At 73.4% G+C, this 19,765-nt stretch carries 17 protein-coding genes and 1 riboswitch; of the genes, 10 read left to right on the top strand and 7 right to left on the bottom strand.

Annotated features, from left to right (window positions below; all coding sequences use genetic code 11):
• Entirely contained in the window at window positions 1-1,176 is a 1,176-nt protein-coding gene (locus ABD335_RS02020) for an acyl-CoA dehydrogenase family protein (RefSeq protein ID WP_344320235.1), read from the bottom strand.
• Window positions 1,173-2,324: a CaiB/BaiF CoA transferase family protein gene (locus tag ABD335_RS02025; RefSeq protein ID WP_344320236.1), complete on the bottom strand. Its 1,152-nt coding sequence runs from the start codon at window positions 2,322-2,324 to the stop codon at window positions 1,173-1,175. Before ABD335_RS02025 ends, ABD335_RS02020 begins: the two co-directional genes overlap by 4 nt.
• Window positions 2,325-2,753: 429 nt before the next feature.
• Here ABD335_RS02025 and ABD335_RS02030 point away from each other — a divergent pair, with 429 nt between their 5' ends.
• Both ABD335_RS02030 and ABD335_RS02035 read left to right on the top strand, forming a co-directional pair.
• Window positions 2,754-4,235, top strand: a complete 1,482-nt coding sequence (locus ABD335_RS02030) for a tetratricopeptide repeat protein (RefSeq protein WP_344320237.1) — start codon at window positions 2,754-2,756, stop codon at window positions 4,233-4,235.
• Window positions 4,236-4,444: 209 nt separating this feature from the next.
• The gene (locus ABD335_RS02035) at window positions 4,445-6,022 is read left to right on the top strand and encodes a PQQ-dependent sugar dehydrogenase (protein WP_344320238.1); all 1,578 of its coding nucleotides are present in this window, start codon (window positions 4,445-4,447) and stop codon (window positions 6,020-6,022) included.
• 64 nt (window positions 6,023-6,086) lie between these two features.
• Here the strand turns inward: ABD335_RS02035 and ABD335_RS02040 are convergent, their stop codons facing one another.
• Complete coding sequence (locus ABD335_RS02040) at window positions 6,087-6,533, bottom strand: MmcQ/YjbR family DNA-binding protein (protein WP_344320239.1); 447 nt, start codon at window positions 6,531-6,533, stop codon at window positions 6,087-6,089.
• Window positions 6,534-6,605: 72 nt separating this feature from the next.
• Here ABD335_RS02040 and ABD335_RS02045 point away from each other — a divergent pair, with 72 nt between their 5' ends.
• Window positions 6,606-7,808 (top strand): saccharopine dehydrogenase family protein, encoded by a 1,203-nt coding sequence (locus tag ABD335_RS02045; RefSeq protein WP_344320240.1) that lies wholly within the window; start codon window positions 6,606-6,608, stop codon window positions 7,806-7,808.
• 12 nt (window positions 7,809-7,820) lie between these two features.
• Here the strand turns inward: ABD335_RS02045 and mmpA are convergent, their stop codons facing one another.
• Window positions 7,821-7,985 carry a morphogenic membrane protein MmpA gene (gene mmpA / locus ABD335_RS02050; protein WP_344320241.1) on the bottom strand — a complete coding sequence of 55 codons (165 nt, stop codon included), beginning with the start codon at window positions 7,983-7,985 and terminating at the stop codon, window positions 7,821-7,823.
• A 133-nt stretch (window positions 7,986-8,118) separates the two neighbouring features.
• Here mmpA and ABD335_RS02055 point away from each other — a divergent pair, with 133 nt between their 5' ends.
• Window positions 8,119-9,549 carry a CoA transferase gene (locus ABD335_RS02055; protein WP_344320242.1) on the top strand — a complete coding sequence of 477 codons (1,431 nt, stop codon included), beginning with the start codon at window positions 8,119-8,121 and terminating at the stop codon, window positions 9,547-9,549.
• 36 nt (window positions 9,550-9,585) lie between these two features.
• Here ABD335_RS02055 and ABD335_RS02060 read toward each other — a convergent pair whose 3' ends face one another.
• Entirely contained in the window at window positions 9,586-10,263 is a 678-nt protein-coding gene (locus tag ABD335_RS02060; protein WP_344320243.1) for a DUF1707 SHOCT-like domain-containing protein, read from the bottom strand.
• Window positions 10,264-10,321: 58 nt separating this feature from the next.
• A complete protein-coding gene (locus ABD335_RS02065; protein ID WP_344320244.1) occupies window positions 10,322-11,788 on the bottom strand; it encodes a glycine hydroxymethyltransferase in 1,467 nt (488 codons plus the stop codon).
• A 30-nt stretch (window positions 11,789-11,818) separates the two neighbouring features.
• A riboswitch (ZMP/ZTP riboswitch) is annotated at window positions 11,819-11,914 on the bottom strand.
• Between the two features lie 85 nt (window positions 11,915-11,999).
• Between ABD335_RS02065 and ABD335_RS02070 the strand changes: the two genes are divergently transcribed.
• Together ABD335_RS02070 and ABD335_RS02075 are read left to right on the top strand one after the other, a co-directional pair.
• On the top strand, window positions 12,000-12,218 hold the full coding sequence (locus ABD335_RS02070) for a dodecin (RefSeq protein ID WP_344320245.1): 219 nt from the start codon (window positions 12,000-12,002) through the stop codon (window positions 12,216-12,218).
• A 178-nt stretch (window positions 12,219-12,396) separates the two neighbouring features.
• Entirely contained in the window at window positions 12,397-12,723 is a 327-nt protein-coding gene (locus ABD335_RS02075) for a GNAT family N-acetyltransferase (RefSeq protein ID WP_344320246.1), read from the top strand.
• A gap of 103 nt (window positions 12,724-12,826) precedes the next feature.
• On the opposite strand, the gene ABD335_RS02080 is transcribed toward ABD335_RS02075, so the two are convergent.
• Window positions 12,827-14,152: an RICIN domain-containing protein gene (locus ABD335_RS02080; protein ID WP_344320247.1), complete on the bottom strand. Its 1,326-nt coding sequence runs from the start codon at window positions 14,150-14,152 to the stop codon at window positions 12,827-12,829.
• 552 nt (window positions 14,153-14,704) lie between these two features.
• On the opposite strand from ABD335_RS02080, the gene ABD335_RS02085 reads away from it, so the two are divergent.
• From ABD335_RS02085 to ABD335_RS02100, 4 genes are all read left to right on the top strand, one after another.
• Window positions 14,705-15,706 carry a LacI family DNA-binding transcriptional regulator gene (locus tag ABD335_RS02085; RefSeq protein ID WP_344320248.1) on the top strand — a complete coding sequence of 334 codons (1,002 nt, stop codon included), beginning with the start codon at window positions 14,705-14,707 and terminating at the stop codon, window positions 15,704-15,706.
• 124 nt (window positions 15,707-15,830) lie between these two features.
• Window positions 15,831-17,504, top strand: a complete 1,674-nt coding sequence (locus ABD335_RS02090; protein WP_344320249.1) for an ABC transporter substrate-binding protein — start codon at window positions 15,831-15,833, stop codon at window positions 17,502-17,504.
• 152 nt (window positions 17,505-17,656) lie between these two features.
• On the top strand, window positions 17,657-18,787 hold the full coding sequence (locus tag ABD335_RS02095; protein WP_344320250.1) for an ABC transporter ATP-binding protein: 1,131 nt from the start codon (window positions 17,657-17,659) through the stop codon (window positions 18,785-18,787).
• Complete coding sequence (locus tag ABD335_RS02100) at window positions 18,784-19,764, top strand: ABC transporter permease (RefSeq protein WP_344320251.1); 981 nt, start codon at window positions 18,784-18,786, stop codon at window positions 19,762-19,764. The genes ABD335_RS02095 and ABD335_RS02100 overlap by 4 nt, the downstream gene beginning before the upstream one ends.
• Window position 19,765: the final 1 nt, after the last annotated feature.

Below are 19,765 nucleotides of genomic sequence, written 5' to 3' on the forward strand. Positions count from 1 at the left end.
TCAGGGCCTTTCGGAGCTTTCGGGGGAGGCGGGTCGGGGCAGCAGCGAGCGGCCGATGATCTCCTTCATGATCTCGGTCGTGCCGCCGTAGATGGTCTGGATGCGTCCGTCGGTGAACGCTCTGGCGACCGGGTACTCGGTCATGTAGCCGTAGCCGCCGTGGAGTTGGAGGCAGCGGTCGGCGACGCGCTTGTGCAGTTCGGTCGCCCACCACTTGGCCATCGAGGCGTGGACGGCGTCCAGTTCGCCGCGCACGTGGTCCTCGACGCAGCGGTCGACGAAGGCGCGGGTGACCGCGCACTCGGTGGCCATCTCGGCGACCTCGAAGCGGATGTGCTGGAAGCGGGAGAGGGACCGTCCGAACGCCTCGCGCCCGGTGACGTACGCGCGGGTGATCTCCAGCAGGTGCTCGGCCCCGGCGATGGCGGCCACCGCGATGGACATCCGCTCCTGGACCAGATGCGCCATCAGGTGACCGAAGGCGCCGTGGAGTTCGCCCAGCAGGTTCTCCTTGGGTACGCGCACGTCGTGGAAGAACAGCTCGGCGGTGTCCTGGGACTTCTGGCCGATCTTGTCGAGGTTGCGGCCGCGCTCGAAGCCCTCCGCGCCGCGCTCGACGACCAGGAGGCCGAGCCCCTTCGCGCCGCCCTCGGGCGTGGTCCTGGCGACCACGATCACCAGGTCGGCGAGGATGCCGTTGGAGATGAAGGTCTTGGAGCCGTTGAGCAGCCAGTGGTCGCCGCGGTCCTCGGCGGTGGTGCGGATGCCCTGGAGGTCGGAGCCGGCGCCGGGCTCGGTCATGGCGATGGCGGTGATCGTCTCGCCGGAGCAGAAGCCGGGCAGCCAGCGCCTCTTCTGCTCCTCGGTGCCCAGGGAGGTCAGGTACGGGCCGATGACGTCGTTGTGGAGGCCGATCGCCAGGCCGGGCGCGCCCGCCTTCGCGAACTCCTCGGCGAGCACGACCCCGTAGCGGAAGTCGTCCTGGCCGCCGCCCCCGTACTCCTCGGGGACGGCCGTGCCCAGCAGCCCCTGCCGGCCGGCCGCGAGCCAGGCGGAGCGGTCCACCACGCCCTCGCGCTCCCACCGCTCGTAGTGCGGCAGCACCTCCTTGGCCAGGAAGGTCCTGACCGTCTCGCGGAAGGCTTCGTGGTCCTCGGTGAAGATGCGGCGCTTCAACGTGAGCCCTCCTCGGGGGCGGACGCGGGGACGAGGGACGGCAGACCCCAGTCGCGGGCCACCTCGGCGGCGTCCGCTCCGGGGACGGCGGGCGGACGGCGCAGCGCGCCGGGGGTGGCGGAGAAACGGGGGGCGGGGGCCGGCTGGGTGATCCCGGCGTGGTCGGTGTAGGTGCCGCGCGCGGCCAGATGGGGGTGGGCGGGGGCCTCGCGCAGGGAGAGCACGGGGGCGACACAGGCGTCGGAGCCGGCGAAGACCTCCGTCCACTCCGCGCGGGTGCGGGTGCGGAAGCGGGCGGCGACGGCCTCGCGCAGTTCGCCCCAGCGGGCGGGGTCGTCGCGGTCGGGCGCGTCCCCGTCCAGGCCGAGCAGCCGGGCGAACTCGTCGTAGAAGGGCCGCTCCAGCGCGCCGACGGCCATCCAGCCGCCGTCGGCGGTCTCGTAGACGCCGTAGAAGGGGCAGCCGCCGTCCAGCAGGTTGGCGCCGCGCCGGTCTCGCCAGGCGCCGGCGGCCACCATGCCGTGGATCATGGCGGTCAGGTGGCTGGTGCCGTCCACGATCGCGGCGTCGACGACCTGGCCGCGCCCGCCCTCGGCGCGGGCGTGGTGGAGGGCGGCGAGGACGCCGACGACCAGGTAGAGCGAGCCGCCGGCGTAGTCGCCGAGCAGGTTGGCGGGGATCGCGGGCGGCCCGTCGGCCGGGCCGATCATGCCGAGCGCGCCGGTGATCGCGGTGTAGCCGATGTCGTGCCCGGCGCTGTGCGCCAGGGGCCCGTCCTGGCCCCAGCCCGTCATCCGCCCGTAGACCAGCCGCGGGTTGCGGGCCAGGCACTCCTCCGGGCCGATCCCCAGGCGCTCGGCGACGCCGGGGCGGTAGCCCTCGATCAGCACGTCGGCGCGTTCGACGAGGTCCAGGACGGTGGCGGGGCCGTCTTCGGACTTCAGGTCGACCACCACCGAGCGCTTGTTGCGGCCGGTGACGTCGCGGGCGGGGTCGATGCCCAGCGCCTGCCCGCCGGGCCGGTCGACGCGGACGACGTCGGCGCCGAGGTCGCCCAGGAGCATCGCGGCGAACGGGCCGGGGCCGATGCCCGCCAGTTCCACCACCCGCACTCCGGCGAGCGGGCCGTGTCCGCTGCCTGCCGCCATGGGGACCCCCAGCCGTCCCGGCCGCTCCGTCGCGACCGTATGACACCAATGATGTAACACCAGGGATGCTAAGAACGCGTTCCACTTTCCACAACCCCCGCGGGAGCGGGTCGCACCCGCCCTCCGGAGGCGCGTCCGCTCCCCTTCCCGGGCGGCGGGCCCGACGCTTCGTGAGCGCCGGCGACCGGCCGGAAGGACGGCTCCCGGCCGCGGGAGGGCCGGTCCGCGGGGGCGGGATTGTTCACGGCCCGCGCCGGCCGGCTGAACAACCGAACGGCCGCTTGTCTGGGGGTGGACCCACCGCGAGAAGACGCCGTGCGTCCGCGCGTCGCGACCGCGACGGCGGTGCGCGGAACCGCGACGCGCCCCGTAACGGGGCGGACGAGCCCGGAACGTCCGCGCCCGTTCCGGAGGCGGGAAAGGAACAGGATGGTTCACCCGATCCACGCCGTGTCGGAGCCCGAGCCGACCGGGGCCCGGACGCACGGCCCCCTGGCCGCCGCCCTCGGCAACGCCTCCCTGCTCGGCGTGGGCTACCTGATGCTGGGCCGGCGGGAGCTCGCCGTCGCCACCGGAGCGATCACCCTCGTGCTCGTCTCCGTCCTCTTCCGGGTCGCCCGGCCGTGGTGCGAGGTCGTTCTGCTCCTGTGGTGGGTGGCCGTCGTCGCGCACGGGTGGTTCCTGGCGCGCGGACGCCGGGACCGGACCGTGGTGCGCGGGCAGCGCCTGCTCGCGCTCGGCGCCGCGTGCGCGGTGCTGCTGCCCGTGGGGTTCGCGCGGTTCGACGCCGCCGGGATCGAGCGGGACATCGCCGAGGCCCACGCGAGGGGCGACTGCTCGGAGGTGCCGGTCCTCCGGAACGAGGTACGGCTCCACCACCGCGTGGTCGGCGCCGTCCCGGTTGCCCGCGGCGACGGGATCGCCGAGGTCTGCGACCGACTGCTGGCGGCCGGACTCCGGCTCGAATCGGAGCTGGACGGCGAGGGCGGCGCACCCCACACCATCGAGATCACCGAGGCCACCGCGGTCGACAGCGGCCTGAAGGAGGGCTTCGACGTCCTCGCCTCGGCCCTCGCGGACCCCGGCAACGAGAAGGCGGTCGGGGTGGCCCTGAACGCCTTCCTCGACGACCTGCCCGCCGACGATCCCTGCCGCACCGTCACGATCACCGACTGGCTCGGCCGGCGGCACCCGGGCCAGGAAGCACTGGACCGGTACGCCGACACCATCGCGCGGGCCGTCGCGCGGACGGAGCCCGCGGCACTCGTCGGATGCGGTGACGCCCTCGCGGACGCCGGCCGCTGGGAGGAGGCACGGGACCACTACCGGCGACTGCTCGACCGCCACCCCGACGACGCACGCACGGACCGGGCCCGCAAGGGAGTCACGCGCGCCACGAGGGCCATCGAGCTGGCGAACGTCAGGAGCCTCCTCGCGGCGGCGGAGGGCGAGCAGCCCGCGTACTGCTCCACACCGGCGAAGTACGGCGGCGCCGCCCCCTACCGCAAGGGGAAGACCAACCGCGCGCTGTTCGGCGGCCCCACCGAGTACACGGACCGACTCCCCGACACGTGGCGGACGGACGACCCCGCCGAAGCCGTCCTGGTGGTCTGCGTGGGCGAATCGAAGTTCGGGACCCCCGTCCGGACGTGCCCCTACGAGCCCGGGTCCTCCGGGCGGGGCATCACGAACGTGACGTTCCACAAGATCGGGATTCCCGTGAAGGCCTACGAGTTGCGGACCGGGAAGCTCGTGGCCGACCGCACGGTGGAGATCGGCGGCACGAGCTGCCCCGGATTCCTCACCTACTACACCTTCGGCGACGACGACTCCGGCCCGCCGCCGGACCGGTACATCACCCCGTCCAAGGCCGACGTGCGCGCCGGCTTCGCGTCGCTGATCACACGGTGACCGGACGGCGTCCGGCGGCGGAGCCGGATGTCGCGGAGGGAGCCTGGTGGGGACCGGGGGGAGTCGGTACGGTCCCGACAGGCACATCGGAACGGGGAGTTCGCGTCGGCCCCACCGGTTCCGGCCGGACGCGACCGGCGGCAACCGGCGGGTTCGGCGTCCGGCCCCGGTTCCGGCGTGCCACCACACCCCCACACCCTGGAGATCCCATGTCGAGACGCCGCTGGACCGGTTCGTTACTGCTCGCGCTCTTACTGGCCCTGGTCGCTCCCCCGGCCGCGTCCGCCTCCCCGCCCGCCGCGCCCCCGCCGCCCGCCGCCGCGGCGGACAGGGCCGCGGACGGCGGTGAGCGGCGGACCGGCACCGCCTCGGTGCCCCTGGAGGACGTCACCGCGTCCACCGTCCAGGTCGCCTCCGGGCTGCGCCGCCCCACCGCCCTCGTCGCGCCCGACGACGGGACGGGGCGGCTGTTCATCACCGAGAAGCTCGGCCGCGTCCGCGTCTACCACCCGGACACCGGCCTCGCGGCCGACCCGCTGCTCGACATCGGCGCGGTGGTGGACGCCTCGGACAACGAGCGCGGGCTGCTCGGCATCGCCCTCCCGCCCGACTTCGCCGACAGCCAGGAGCTGTACCTGGCGTACACCGCGCTGCCGGACGGCGCGGTGACCCTGGCCCGTTACCGGCTCGACGGCGGCGAACTCGACGTGCTGCTGTCCCAGGAGCACGCCGAGTACAGCAACCACAACGGCGGCCAGCTCGCCTTCGGTCCCGACGGCCACCTCTACTGGAGCATCGGCGACGGCGGCGGGTCCGGAGACCCCTTCCGCAGCGGACAGCGGCTGGACACCCTGCTGGGCAAGATCCTCCGCATCGACGTCGGCAGGAGCTGCGGGGACCTCCCCTACTGCGTCCCCGAGGACAACCCGTTCGTCGGCGTCGAAGGCGCCCGTGAGGAGATCTGGCTGTACGGGCTGCGCAACCCCTGGCGGTTCTCCTTCGACAGCGCGGACGGCTCGCTGTGGATCGGCGACGTCGGCCAGGGCCGCTGGGAGGAGATCAACCACCTCGCGCCCGGACAGGGCGGGGCGAACCTCGGCTGGTCCTGCTACGAGGGCCTGGAGGTGTTCGAGCAGGAGCACTGCCTGCCCGACGCGGAGTACACCGAGCCGGTCTTCACCTACCCCCTGGGCACCGACGGCAACTGCGCGGTCATCGGCGGACACGTCTACCGCGGCAAGGAGTTCGCCGACCTGGTGGGAGGCACCTACATCGCCACCGACTACTGCTCGTCCACCGTGTGGGCGCTCCGTGAGGACGGCGACGGCGGCTACCTCCACGCCCGGATCGGGAAGACGGCCACCCAGGTGACGGCGATCGGCACCACGCCGGAGGGCGAGTTCTACGCCGTCAACGACCTGCCCGGCGGGCTGCACCGGGTGGTCTTCGAGGAGGCCGAGGAGCCCGTCCCCACCTGCCGGGTCGACTACGAGACGACCACCTGGGGCACCGGCCTGACCGCCGAGATCACCATCACCAACACCGGCACCGAGCCGGTCACCGGCTGGACGCTCTCCTTCGCCCTCCCCGACGGCCAGGACATCATCTCGGGCTGGAACGGCACCTTCGCCGAGGCCGACACCGTCGAGGTGTTCAACGCCTCGTACAACGAGACGATCCCCCCGGGCGGCAGTGTCACCGTCGGCTTCGTGGCCCGCCACACCGGTGACACCTCCCCGCCCGAGGAGTTCACCCTCAACGGGGACGCCTGCGCCATCGGCGGCTGACCGCCCGCAGCGCCCTCCCGCCCACCGCGCACTCCCGTCCGCCCCCGCCGCCGCTCGCCGCCGTTCAGGCGCCGGGCGGCGGCGGGGTGCGTTCGGCGTCGAGCAGCGCGACGGTGCGCTTCGGCGCGACGGTGCGGTAGCTCTCCTCCACCCAGTCGCACAGCAGCTCCGCCGGCGGCGCGTCCGTCCCGGCCAGCGGCACCGTCACCCAGCCCGCCCGGCCGAGCCCGTACCCCGTGGGGACGGCGCCCGGCACCGACAGCGCGTGGGCGTGGGTCTCGGGGTGGGTGAGCTTCACCGTGACGGTGGGCGGGGAGTCGCCCCGCCCGGCGACCAGGTGTCCGAGGAAGAGGAAGACGAAGATCTTCCGATTGACCTTGATCACGCACTCGTTCCAGGGGAAGTCCTCGAACGCGCCGGGCAGTTCGAGGGCGAACTCCCGCACCCTCGCGCGCACCGCCGCCGCGTCCCGCCCGGTACCGTCTTTCCGTCCCGTCGCACGGTCGTCCATGGGTCCACCGTAGGGTCGGGCACCGACAGATCCCGTACCGCCCGCCCGCTTTCCCCGACCCAGGAGGCAGGAGTGTCACGGAACGACCGCGGCCCCGACCGCGACCACGATCTGGTGCTGTTCGGCGCGACCGGTTTCGCCGGGGGGCTGACGGCCGAGTACCTGGCCGCGCACGCCCCCGAGGGCTTCCGCTGGGCGCTGGCCGGACGCAACCGCGAGAAGCTGCTCCGGCTGCGCGAGCGGCTGGCGGAGACCCGTCCGACCTGCGCCGACCTGCCGCTGCTGCACGCCGACGCCGGCGATCCCCGCTCGCTGCGCGAGGTCGCCGAGAGCACCCGCGTGGTCGCCACCACCGTCGGCCCGTACATCCGCCACGGCGCGCCGCTGGTGGCCGCCTGTGCCGAGAGCGGGACGGACTACGTGGACCTGGCCGGCGAGCCGGAGTTCATCGACCTGATGTACCTGCGCCACCACGAGCGGGCCCGGGAGAGCGGGGCACGGCTGGTGCACGCCTGCGGCTTCGACTCGGTGCCGCACGACCTGGGTGTGCTGTACACCGTCGAGCGGCTGCCCGAGGGGGTGCCGCTGCGGATCGACGGCTACGTCCGCGCCTCCGGCACCATCTCCGGCGGGACGCTCGCCTCCGCGCTGGCCGCCGTCTCCCGGCGGCGGCAGACGGAGGCCGCGGCCCGGGAGCGGCGGCGGGTCGAGCCCCGTCCGGTCGGGCGGCGGATCAGCGCGCCGCTGGACCGGCCGCGCCGCAGCGCCAAGGCCGGGCTGTGGGCGGTGCCGCTGCCCACCCTCGACCCGCGGGTCGTCGCCCGGTCGGCCGCCGCCCTGGAGCGCTACGGGCCGGACTTCCGCTACCGCCACTACGCGGGCGTCCGCCGGCTGCCCGTCGCCGTGGGCGGCATCGTCGGGATGGGGGCGCTCTCCGCTCTCGCCCTGCTTCCGGCCGTCCGCCACACGCTGTCGGCCCGGCTGGCGCCGGGCGAGGGGCCGAGTCCGGAGCGGCGCGCGAAGAGCTGGTTCACGGTCCGCTTCTTCGGGGAGGGCGGCGGTCGGCGGGTGGTCACCGAGGTGTCCGGCGGTGATCCGGGCTACGGGGAGACGGCCAAGATGCTGGCGGAGTCGGCGCTGTGCCTGGCCCTGGACGAGCTGCCCGAGACCTCGGGGCAGGTCACCACGGCGGTCGCGATGGGGGACGCGCTGATCGAGCGGCTGGTGCGGGCGGGGATCGTCTTCCGCACCGTCTCCTCGGGAGGACGCGCCTGAGGGGCGGCCCGGTCAGCCGCCCAGCGCCCAGGTGGCTATGACGTAGACCATGCCGACCAGCCAGCCCACGGCCAGCGTGCCCGCCAGTGCGAACGCCACGGCGAGACCGCGCTCGAAGCCGGCGGGGACGGAGGTCGCTTCCGGGTGGGCGTAGGTGTTCTCCATGATCTGCTCCATGCCTCCAACGTGCCGTCCACGACGGCGTTCAAACATCCGTACAAGTACTCGGACGTGTTGTCGATCAACGTAGTCACGGGTACTGACATCGCACGTCGGACGACCCGAGCGGCACCGTGCGTACAGTGCGTACATGGAGCAACGGTCCCGGGCCCGGCTGTGGGCCGCGCTGGGCGGCGAACCCGCCCTCCTCGAACGCGTCCGCCTTCTCCCCCGCGACCCGGCGACCGTGCTGCCGGCGCGGCTGCCGGTGCGGGAGCTGGCCCGGTCCACCGTCGCGGTGTGCGCCCTGGCGGCGGCCGAACTGGCGGCCCGGCGCTCGGGCGGCGGCGTCCCGGCCGTGCGGGTGGACGACGGCGCGGTGGCGAGCGCGTTCGCCGGCGAGCGCCTGCTGCGGATCGACGGCCGTCCGGCCGCCACGTTCGCGCCGCTGTCCCGGTTCTGGCGCACCGACGGCGGGTGGCTGCGCACCCACGCCAACTACCCGCACCACCGGGCCCGGCTGTTGGCCGCCCTCGGCGTGCCCGATCGCGGGGACGACGGAGCCCTGGTGGACGCCGTCGCCGCCGTCCTCGCCGGCCGCCGCGCCGAGGACGCGGAGGAGGCGGTGTACGCCGCGGGCGGTCTCGCCGTCGCCGTCCGCACCCCCGAACAGTGGGCGGCGCACCCCCAGGGCGCGGCCGTGGCCGGGCTTCCCCTGGTGGGGCGCGAGCGGCTGGACGGCGCCCCGCCGCTGCCGCTGCCGGCGCCTCCGGACGGTCCGCGCGTGCTGGACCTCACCCGGGTCATCGCCGGTCCGGTGGCCACCCGCACCCTCGCGCTGCTGGGCGCCGACGTGCTGCGGATCGACTCGCCGGACCTGCCCGAGAGCGCGGACGCCCACGCCGACACCGGGTTCGGCAAGCGCTCGACGCTGCTGGACCTCGCCTCCCGCTCCGGCCGCCGGACCTTCGAGGAGCTGCTCTCGGCCGCCCATGTGGTGGTGACCGGCTACCGTCCCGGCGCCCTGGACCGCTTCGGGCTGTCGGCCGGGGAGCTGGCGGAGCGGCGGCCGGGCCTGGTGGTGGCGGAGCTGAGCGCCTGGGGCGGGGTCGGGACCGGGCCGTGGGGCGGTCGGCGGGGCTTCGACAGCCTGGTGCAGGCGGCGAGCGGCATCGCGGTGGCCGAGGCGGACGAGACCGACCCGGAGCGCCGTCCGGGCGCGCTGCCGGTGCAGGCGCTGGACCACGGCACGGGCTATCTGCTGGCCGCCGCGGTGCTGCGGTCGCTCACCGAGCAGCGGGAGGACGGCGGCACCCGGCGCGTGCGCCCGACGCTGGCCCGGACCGCGCACTGGCTGCTGCGCGAGCTGGAGGCGCCCGAGGAGCCGGACGGGCCGTGGGAGCCGTACGACCCCGCCGACTGGCTCACCGAGACCGACGGCCCTCCCCCGACCTCCGGCGGGGAGGCGCCCCCGTGGCGGCGGCTGCGCCACGCCGTCCCTCCGGTGCGGTACGAAGGCGGTCCGAAGGGCTGGGCCCGGCCGCCGGGGCGGCCGGGCGCGGACGAGCCCGTGTGGCGCTGAGCCGGGGGACGGGCGGGCCGAGGGTCGGGCGCCGGGTCAGCCGTCCTCGTCGTCCGGCCGGCCGCCGTGGCCGTACCCGTGGCCGTGACCGTACCCGTGGCCGGGCTTCAGGTGCTTGCGCTCCCGCCGGCCGGGCCTGCGCTCGACCCCGACCCCGCCCCAGAAGGCGAAGCCGCTGACCACCACCCGCGGCGCGCCCGGCTCGCCCAGGCCGGCGGCGCGGTGGTCGAAGCCGCCCATGACGCCGATGCCGCGCACGTCGACCTCGGCCTCCGGCGGGACGATCACGTTGATGCCGCCCATGACGGCGAAGCAGCGGATCTCCACCTCGCGGTCCTCGAAGCGGGCCTCGCGCAGGTCGATCTCCCCGCCGCCCCAGAAGGCGAAGCCGGTGAAGCGACGGGGAGCGGTCCACGGGCCCTTGCGCACGAAGCCGCCCATGACCGCCACTCCGCCGCGGGAGGTGGCCGTGCCTCCGAAGCGGTCGGCCCAGCGGCGGCCGGGTCGCTCGGCCTCCCGCGGCTCGGCGGCTCGGGGCAGGTCCCTCACCAGTGGCGCCAGCTCCCCCTGGGTGCGCGCCCGGTAGGCGGAGTCCAGCCGCTCCTGGAACTCCTCCATGTCGAGCCGTCCTTCGGCCAGCGCCTCCCGCAGCACCTCGGCCACGCTCTCCCGGTCGGCGTCGGAGGCCCGCATCTCGGGCAGGTCGTCGCTCATACCGGCAGGCTACGCGCCCGGGCCCGCTCCGGACCGGTCCGGAGCGGGCCCGGATCGGTCAGGTCAGGTCGATCCCCGGGTAGAGGGGGTGCGCGGCCAGCAGGTCGGCGGCGCGTCCGGCGACGGACTCGGCGACCTTCTCCTCCAGGACGTACCGCGCCTTGGAGGAGGCGCCGGCCGCGCTGGTGCCCGGCTCGGCGGCGGTGAGGACGGTGTGGATCAGGTCGGCGACCTCGTCCATCTCCGCCGTGCCGAGCCCGCGCGTGGTCAGCGCCGGGGTGCCGACGCGGATGCCGGAGGTGTACCAGGCGCCGTTGGGGTCGCGCGGCACGGCGTTGCGGTTGGTGACGATCCCCGAGGCCAACAGGGCGTCCTCGGCCTGGCGACCGGTGAGGCCGTAGCCGGAGACGTCGACGAGCACCAGGTGGTTGTCGGTGCCGCCGGTGACGAGGGTCGCGCCGCGGCGCGTCAGGCCCTCGGCGAGCGCGGCGGCGTTCTCCACCACCTGCCGGGCGTAGTCGCGGAAGGCGGGCCGCCGGGCCTCGGCCAGCGCCACGGCCTTGGCGGCCATGACGTTGGGCAGCGGGCCGCCGAGGACCATGGGGCAGCCGCGGTCGACGTGCTCGGCCAGCGTCTCGTCGCACAGCACCATGCCGCCGCGCGGGCCGCGCAGGGACTTGTGGGTGGTGGTGGTGACGATGTCGGCGTGCGGCACGGGGTCGAAGTCGCCGGTGAAGACCTTGCCGGCGACCAGGCCGGCGAAGTGGGCCATGTCGACCATGAGGGTGGCGCCGACCTCGTCGGCGATCTCCCGCATGATCCGGAAGTTCACCTTCCGGGGGTAGGCGGAGTAGCCGGCCATCAGGATGAGCGGACGGAACTCGCGGGCGGCGGCGCGCACCGCGTCGTAGTCGAGCAGGCCGGTGGCCGGGTCGGTGCCGTAGCTGCGCTGGGCGAACATCTTGCCGGAGATGTTGGGGCGGAAGCCGTGGGTGAGGTGGCCGCCCGCGTCCAGGGACATGCCCAGCATCCGCTGTTCGCCCAGCTCGCGCCGGAGCGCCGCCCAGTCCTCCTCGGTGAGGTCGTTGACGTGCTTCGCCCCGGCGCGCTCCAGCGCCGGGCTCTCCACGCGCCGGGCCAGGACGGCCCAGAAGGCGACCAGGTTGGCGTCGATGCCGGAGTGCGGCTGGACGTAGGCGTGAGCGGCGCCGAACAGCTCGCGGGCGTGTTCGGCGGCGAGCGCCTCGACGGTGTCGACGTTGCGGCATCCGGCGTAGAAGCGGCGGCCGACGGTGCCCTCGGCGTACTTGTCGCTGAGCCAGTTGCCCATGGCCAGCAGCACGGCCGGGGATGCGTAGTTCTCGCTGGCGATCAGCTTGAGGGAGGCGCGCTGGTCGGCGATCTCGGCGCCGATGGCGTCGGCGACGCGCGGCTCGACCTCCCGGATCACCTCCAGGGCGCTGGTGAAGGCCGTGGAGGCGGTGGTCGCGGCGGTGGTGGTGTGCGGGGCGGGTTCGGCGGCCATGGGCCCCTCCTTGACGTCCTCGACGACGGTGTGGGTGGCCCAGGCGCACGGCTCTTCTTCGCACGGGGGCGAGGGCCGCTTCCCGATGGTCGATCCCATCCCTACGCGCCAGTCACGGCCCGGTCGGAGCCTAGCACTCGCGCGCCACCCCGCCCTGGGGCACGGTGGACGGAGGGAACCCTTCGCGACCAACCCCCCACAGGAGGCCACCGTGACCAGCCACGTCTACCGGGTGACCGAGATCGTCGGCAGCTCGCACGAGGGTGTCGACCAGGCGATCCGCAACGGGATCGAGCGCGCCTCGCAGACCCTGCGCCATCTGGACTGGTTCGAGGTGACGCAGGTCCGCGGCAACATCGCGGACGGCGCGATCGAGCACTACCAGGTCGGCCTGAAGGTCGGCTTCCGGCTGGAGGACGGGGAGGGCTGACCCGTCCGCTCCCCTCCCGCGCCGACTCCCTCCGCGCGGCCGTCCCGCCGCCCCTCCCCGGGCGCGCGTCCCGGATTCACGCCTCCGGCCCTGCCCCGGAAGGGATAGGAGGCACCGCCGCGTGGCACTCGGCCGACCGGAACACCACGTGATGCGGTCACTCCGGGAGGAACGCAGCATGCCCTCGGCAGCCACCAACAGCCCGGTCACGATCAGCGACTCACCCGCCCGCGGTCGGTTCGAGGCACGGATCGGCACGACGCTCATCGGCTTCGCGGACTACCTCCGCACCGACGGTCTGGTGACCTACCCGAGGGTCGTGGTGTCCCGGCCCTTCCTGGGCCGGGGCGTCGGCGACCGGCTCGCCCGGACCGCTCTGGAGGACGCGCGACGGCGCGGCCTGCGGGTCCGTCCGGCCTGCGCCTTCATGGAGAAGTGGATCGACCTGCACCCGGAGTACCGGGAGCTGGTCGTGTCGGACGCGGAGCATCCGGGCGACACCTGAACGGCCGCGGCCGACGGGGGCGGCGCCTCGGCGCCGACCGCCCGCCGGCCGCGGCCGGAAGGGAACACGGTCCGGGTCCCGGGGACGGGACCTCAGGGTCGGATCACGGCGTGGTCCACTTCTGGTTGGCCGTTCCGGCGCAGGTCCAGATCTGCGTCCTGGTGCCGTTGGCCGAGCTGTTGTCCTTCACGTCCAGGCACTTGTCGGCGTTGGGGTTGACGATGTCCCGGGCCGCGGTGACGACCCACCGCTGGGCGGCGGTGCCGTTGCAGTCCCAGATCTGGACGGGGGTGCCGTCCGCCGTTCCGGCGCCGGAGACGTCCAGGCACTTGCCCAGCGCCCGGATGGTGCCGTCCGTGCCGATGGTCCACTGCTGCGCGGCGTTGCCGTTGCAGTCGTGGATCTGCACCGGGGTGCCGTTGGCGGTGTTCGCCCCGGCCACGTCCAGGCACTTGCCCGCCAGGCCGGTGATCCGCCCGGTGCGTCCGCCGCCGCTGTCGCCGCCGGTGACGCGGACGTGGTCGACGATCATCTGCTGCGGGAAGACGGTGCTGCCGTCGGGCAGGCCCGGCCAGTCGCCGCCCACGGCGAGGTTGAGGATCAGGAAGAACGGCTTGTCGAACACCCAACGGTCGCCGCCCAGGTCGGCCGGGGTGCGGCGCTGGTAGACCTGGCCGTCCACCGACCAGGTGATGGAGTTCGGCGCCCAGTCGACGGCGAAGGTGTGGAAGTCGTCGGCGAACGCCCGGCCGTTCGGCAGGGTGTACCCGGCGCCGATGCCCTCGCCGCCGGAGTAGCCGGGGCCGTGGATGGTGCCGTGCACCGTGCCCGGCTCGTAGCCGACGTTCTCCATGATGTCGATCTCGCCGCTGTTGGGCCATCCGACACCGGGGTTGTTGATGTCGGCGCCCAGCATCCAGAACGCGGGCCACATGCCCTGGCCGCGCGGGATCTTGATGCGGGCCTCGATGCGCCCGTAGGTGGTGGTGAACTTCCCCGCGGTGTTCATCCGGGCGGAGGTGTACTCGCAACGGCCGTACCAGCACTGGTAGTTGCCCGGATTCTCCTTGCGGGCGGTGATCACCAGCCGGCCGTTGCCGTCGAGCGCGGCGTTGGCGTTGCCCGGGGTGTAGTACTGCCGCTCGTGGTTGTTGCCGCTGTTGTCGCCGGTCTCCATCTGCCACTTGCGGCCGTCGACGGCCGATCCGGCGGGGCCGTCGAAGGTGTCCTCGAACAGCACCGCCATCGGCTCGGCCTCGGCGGCCTTCGGAGCGGCGCCGTCGGGCGCGGGCCCCGCCGAGGCCGCGCCGGTGAACGTCAGGGTCAGGGCCAGGCCCAGCAGCGTGGCCGCCGACGCCCAGGGGCGGGTGCGGCGCCGCGAACCCCGCGAGCGGGGTGGGCGGCCATGGGTGTGGGGGGTGGTTCTCATGGGTTCACTTCCGTCTGTCGGCCGGGAGTTCCGGTGGTGGGGTGCCGTACCGCCGAAGACGAGGCGTCCATGACAACCCGACACGGCGACCGGCGGTACCTCGGGGAGGCGGGGTGGGCCGGGGGTGCCGTGGGGCGTGGACTCACCTCGTCCGCGGTGGGGGCGTACGCCGGTGAGGGCGGTCGGGCAGCGCTCGACGCGCCGCCCTCCCGCTTTCCAGGCTCGTTTCAAACGGTGAGTCAACTCCCGCCGAAAGCGGCTCGTCAAGTGCTTGGACGAGACCAATCCCTTCAAGTTTTGAACGAGAGAGCGCTCTTGAGAGCGCTCTCAAACGATCTGCTTCAATTCCGACGTGAAGTCTTGACGCCGTCGCTCGCGACCGTTTGACTCCCTGCCCATGCCCGGTACCGGTCCCGGGACCGGTTCCGTCCCGTGTCCGGAGCGCGGTCGCGACCCTGCGTCGTGCCCGCCGCGCCCGGCCCCGCCCTCGCCCGTCCAGCCCGTCCGCCCGTCCCGGCCCGCCGCCGCGCCGAACCCCCGTGAGGAGTGCCCATGCGCGTCACCATCGCCGACGTCGCCCGTGCGGCCGGGGTCAGCAAGTCGACGGTCTCCCGGGTGCTCAACGCCAAGGCCGAGGTGGACGCCGGCACCGCGGACCGGGTGCGCGAGATCATCGCGCGCCTGGGCTACGTGCCCAGTTCGCGGGCCGTCGGACTGGCCCGGGGCAGCAGCCGCACGGTCGGCATGTTGGCGCCCTCCCTCACCTGGCCCTGGATGTCCGAGGTCCTCCAGGGCGCGGTGGACGCCGTGGAGGCGGCGGGATACGGGCTGCTGCTGTTCACCTGCAACCGCGGCAGGGAGTCGATGACCCGGTTCGCCGCGCAGGTCTCGGCCCGGGCGTTCGACGGACTGCTGGTGGTCGAGCCCGAGGACGAGATCGGCGCCGTCGTCCCCATGCACCGGGCGGGCCTGCCCGTGGTGCTGATCGACGACCGCGCCCGCCACCCCGCGTTCCCGTCCGTGTCCACCACCAACGGTCTCGGCGGCGAACTGGCGGCGCGTCACCTGCTGGCCCTGGGGCGCCGGAAGCCCCTGGTGATCACCGGTCCGCCGCGGTTCGGCTGCGTGCGCGAGCGGCTGGCGGGGTTCGTGCGCGCCCTGGAGGAGCACGGCGTCGGGCACGACCCGCGCCGCACGGTGGAGGGCGACTTCACCGAGCGGTCCGGCGAGGAGGCGGTGGAGAAGCTGCTCGCCGAGGGCCTCGACGTCGACGCCGTCTTCGCACACAACGACCTCGGCGCGGCGGGCGCCCTGCGGGCCCTGCGCGCCGCCGGGCGGCGGGTGCCCGAGGACGTCGCCGTGATCGGGTTCGACGACATCCCGTTCGCCGCCTGCACCGATCCTCCCCTGACCACCGTCCACCAGCCCCTGCGGGCGATGGGCGAGGCGGCGGCGAACCTGCTGCTCGCCCACGTCGGCGGGCACCCTCCGCCCGAGACGTCCGTGGCCCTGCCCACCGAACTGGTGGTCCGGGCCTCGGCTCCGCACCCATAGACCCACCCCCTCCCCGAGACGAGAACCACAGCCGTACCCCACCTGTCTTGAGAGCGCTCTCAGAACGGTGGGTGACAGGACCCTCACCCATCGCGACAACCGGAAAGCCCATGGAGGAGACGCCATGAGAGTCCCAGCCCGGACCAGAGCCGCAGCCGCGGCGGCCCTGAGCACCACCGTCCTGCTCGCCGGCTGCACCGCCGGCGCCGGCCAGACCGGCCCGCAGGCCAAGGGGGAGAAGGGCGTGCTGACCGTCGGCATGCCCAACGGCCCGCAGACCAACAACAGCAACCCGTTCCTGGGCACCTCCGCCGGCGCCTCCCTGGGCTACCGCCACATGATCTACGAGCCGCTGGTCATGGTGAACGGCGTCCGTCCCGCCGAGAAGGGCACGCCCTGGCTGGCCAGCGAGTGGACGTGGTCGGACAACTACAAGAAGCTCACGCTCACGGTCCAGTCCGGGCCCACCTGGTCCGACGGCGAGAAGTTCACCGCCGAGGACGTGGAGTTCACCTTCGAGCTGATCAAGAAGAACCAGGCGCTGAACACCAACGCCATCCCCTACGGCGACATCAGCAGCGAGGGCGACACCGTCGAACTGACCTTCCCCGAGTCGCAGTTCGTCAACCAGAGCAAGATCCTGACGACCTTCGTCGTGCCCGAGCACATCTGGTCGAAGGTGAAGAACCCGGAGACCTGGCCCAACAAGGAGCCCGTGGGCACCGGCCCCTACACGCTCAAGAGCTTCACGCCGCAGACCGTCACCCTCACCGCCCGCGACACCTACTGGCAGGAGAAGCCGAAGGTCAAGGAGCTGCGCTACACCTCCTACAACGACAACAACGCGCAGACCACGGCCCTGGCCAACGGGTCCTGCGAGTGGTCCTTCGTCTTCACCCCCGACTACAAGAAGATCTACGTCGCCAAGGACCCGAAGCACAACAAGCTCTGGTTCCCCTCCGGCCTGGGCGTCCACGGCCTGTGGTTCAACACCGCCAGGAAGCCCTTCGACGACCCGGCGCTGCGCCGCGCGATCAACCACGTGATCGACCGCGAGGCCATCCACGTGCGGGCGCAGGCCACGCTCTACCCGAAGATCGAGAGCGTCACGGGCATGCCGCTGCCGGCCGGTGAGCCCTTCCTCGCGCCCGAGTACAAGGGCAAGAAGCAGACGGTGGACGTCGAGGCGGCCAGGAAGGAGCTGAAGGAGGCCGGTTACACCCTGTCCGGCGGCGTCCTGAAGGACCCCTCGGGCAAGCCCGTGACGATGACGCTCACCGACCCGGCCGGCTGGTCCGACTACCTCACCGGTCTGTCGATCATCAAGGACAACGTCAAGCAGATCGGCATCGAGGCCAAGGTCAAGACCCAGACGGTGGACGCCTGGACCACCGCGCTCAACAAGGGCGACTTCGACGCCAGCCTGCGCTGGACCAACAGCGGCGCCACCCCGTACGACATGTACCAGAACGTCATGGACGGCGAGCTGTACCAGCCGCTGGGCAAGGCCTCCCCCGGCGGCAACTTCGGTCGCTTCCGCAACGAGGACGCCACCAAGGCCCTCGAGGAGTACGCGAACGCGAGCGACGAGGAGACCCGCACCGAGGCGCTGAACGAACTCCAGCGGATCATGGTCGAGGAGGTCCCGCTCGTGGCCACCGCCGCCGCCCCGATCGGCGCCGAGTACACCACCCGCAACTGGGTCGGCTGGCCGTCGGAGTCCGACCCGTACGCCCCGCCGCAGCCCACCCAGCCCAACGCGCTGGACGTCGTCCTGCACCTGCGGCCCGCCTCCTGACGAGGAGCGAGGAAGCCGTCCGCCCCGCCGCACGACCCGACCATCCCCGCGACGGCGGCGGGGCGGACCCCACCCGCTCGCAGCGGTGACCAGGCGATGACCAAGCGATCACAGGACGCAGGAACGACAGCCACCGGCAGGAAGAACCAGCCATGTCCGAAGAACACACCGCACACCCCGCCGACGAGCGCGTGGTGCTGGAAGCCCGCGGGATGAGCAAACACTTCCCCGTGCGGCGCGGCCCGCGCTCGCTGTTCGGCGGCCCCCGTCGGGCCGTCCACGCCGTGGACGACGTCTCGCTGCGGCTGCGCCGCGGCACCGTCACCGCGCTGGTGGGCGAGTCCGGCTCCGGCAAGTCCACCGTCGCCCGGCTGCTCGCCCAGCTCTACCCGGCGACCTCCGGGGAGATCCTGCTGGACGGGAAGCCCGCGCGGGCGGGCCGGGGGCGGGCGTTCCGCGCGTACTGCCGGCACGTCCAGATGGTCTTCCAGGACCCGTTCGCCTCCCTCAACCCCGTGCACACCGTCCGCTACCACCTGACCCGGGCGCTGCGCATCCACGGCCGGGCCGGGAACGGCGGGCAGGAGACGGAGAGGGCCCTGGCCGAGCTGCTGGGGCGCGTCCAGCTCACCCCCGCCGGGCGCTATCTGGACGCCTTCCCGCACGAGCTGTCCGGTGGACAGCGCCAGCGGGTGGCCATCGCCCGCGCCCTGGCCGCCGACCCCCGGGTGCTGCTGGCCGACGAACCGGTCTCGATGCTGGACGTCTCCATCCGGCTGGGGGTCCTCAACCTGCTGCGCGACCTCAAGGAGCGGCTGGACCTGGCGATCCTCTACATCACCCACGACATCGCCTCCGCCCGCTACTTCGCGGACACGACCCTGGTGATGTACGCGGGCCGGATGGTCGAGGGCGGCGACAGCGAGACCGTCACCCAGCGCCCCGCCCACCCCTACACCCGGCTGCTGCTGGCCTCCGCCCCCGACCCGGACCGGGTCACGGGCGGCCCGGCCGGCCAGGGGGCCGAGGCGGAGGACGAGGACGTCGACCCGGCCGGCGGCGAGCCGCCCAGCCTGATCTCCCCGCCCCCCGGCTGCCGCTTCCACCCGCGCTGCCCGATGGCGATGGAGCGCTGCCGCACCCGGACGCCGCCGCGCTTCGACCTCGACGACGGGCAGTGGGCGGCCTGCTGGCTGTACGACACCCCGGCCGCCGTCCCCGCCGCCGAGACGCGCGGCGGGATCTCCAAGGCGTCCGGCACCGGATCGGAGGCCGCGTCGTGAAGTTCGTCCTCCAGCGCCTGGCCTTCTACCTGCTGACCGCGTGGGCGGCCATCACCATCAACTTCCTCGTTCCGCGCCTGATGCCCGGCGACCCGGTGCAGTCGCTGATCGCCCGCTACCAGGGCCAGCTCTCCAGCAAGGCCATCGCCTCCCTGGAGACCCTCTTCGGGCTCGACCAGGACCGCTCGCTGTGGCAGCAGTACCTGGACTACTGGGCGAACCTGGCGCGCGGCGACCTGGGGCTGTCGTTCACCTTCTTCCCCACCCCCGTCTCGGAGGTCATGGCCCAGAGCCTGCCGTGGACCCTGGCCCTGGTCGGCACCACGACCCTGATCAGCTTCCTGATCGGCACCGGCATCGGCATCTTCGCCGGCTGGCGGCGCGGCTCCTGGCTGGACGGGCTGCTGCCGGTGACCACCTTCATCTCGTCCATCCCCTACTTCTGGCTGGGCCTGATCGCCATCACCCTGTTCGCCGTGCAGTGGCCGATCTTCCCGGCGGCCGGCGGCTACGACACCGGCCTGGTGCCCGGCCTCGACGCGGCGTTCCTCTCCAGCGCGCTGTACCACGCGGTGCTGCCCGGCGTGACCATCGTGCTCAGCGCGATGGCCGGCTGGATCCTCGGGATGCGGAACATGATGGTGACCGTCTCCTCCGAGGACTACGTGACGGTCGCCCAGGCCAAGGGCCTGCCGGAGCGCCGGGTGATGTTCTCCTACGCCGCCCGCAACGCGATCCTGCCCAACGTCTCCGGCTTCGCCCTCTCCCTGGGCTTCATCGTCGGCGGAACGCTGCTGGTGGAGATGGTCTTCTCCTACCCCGGCATCGGCTACGTCCTCTTCCAGGGCGTGAACGCCAAGGACTACCCGCTGATGCAGGGCGTGTTCCTGATCATCACGCTCGCCGTCCTGGCCGCGAACCTCCTCGCCGACCTCCTCTACATGCTCCTCGACCCGCGCACCCGAAAGGAGGGCTGAC

The organism is Streptomyces macrosporus, from assembly GCF_039533145.1.
Lineage (GTDB): Bacteria > Actinomycetota > Actinomycetes > Streptomycetales > Streptomycetaceae > Streptomyces > Streptomyces macrosporus.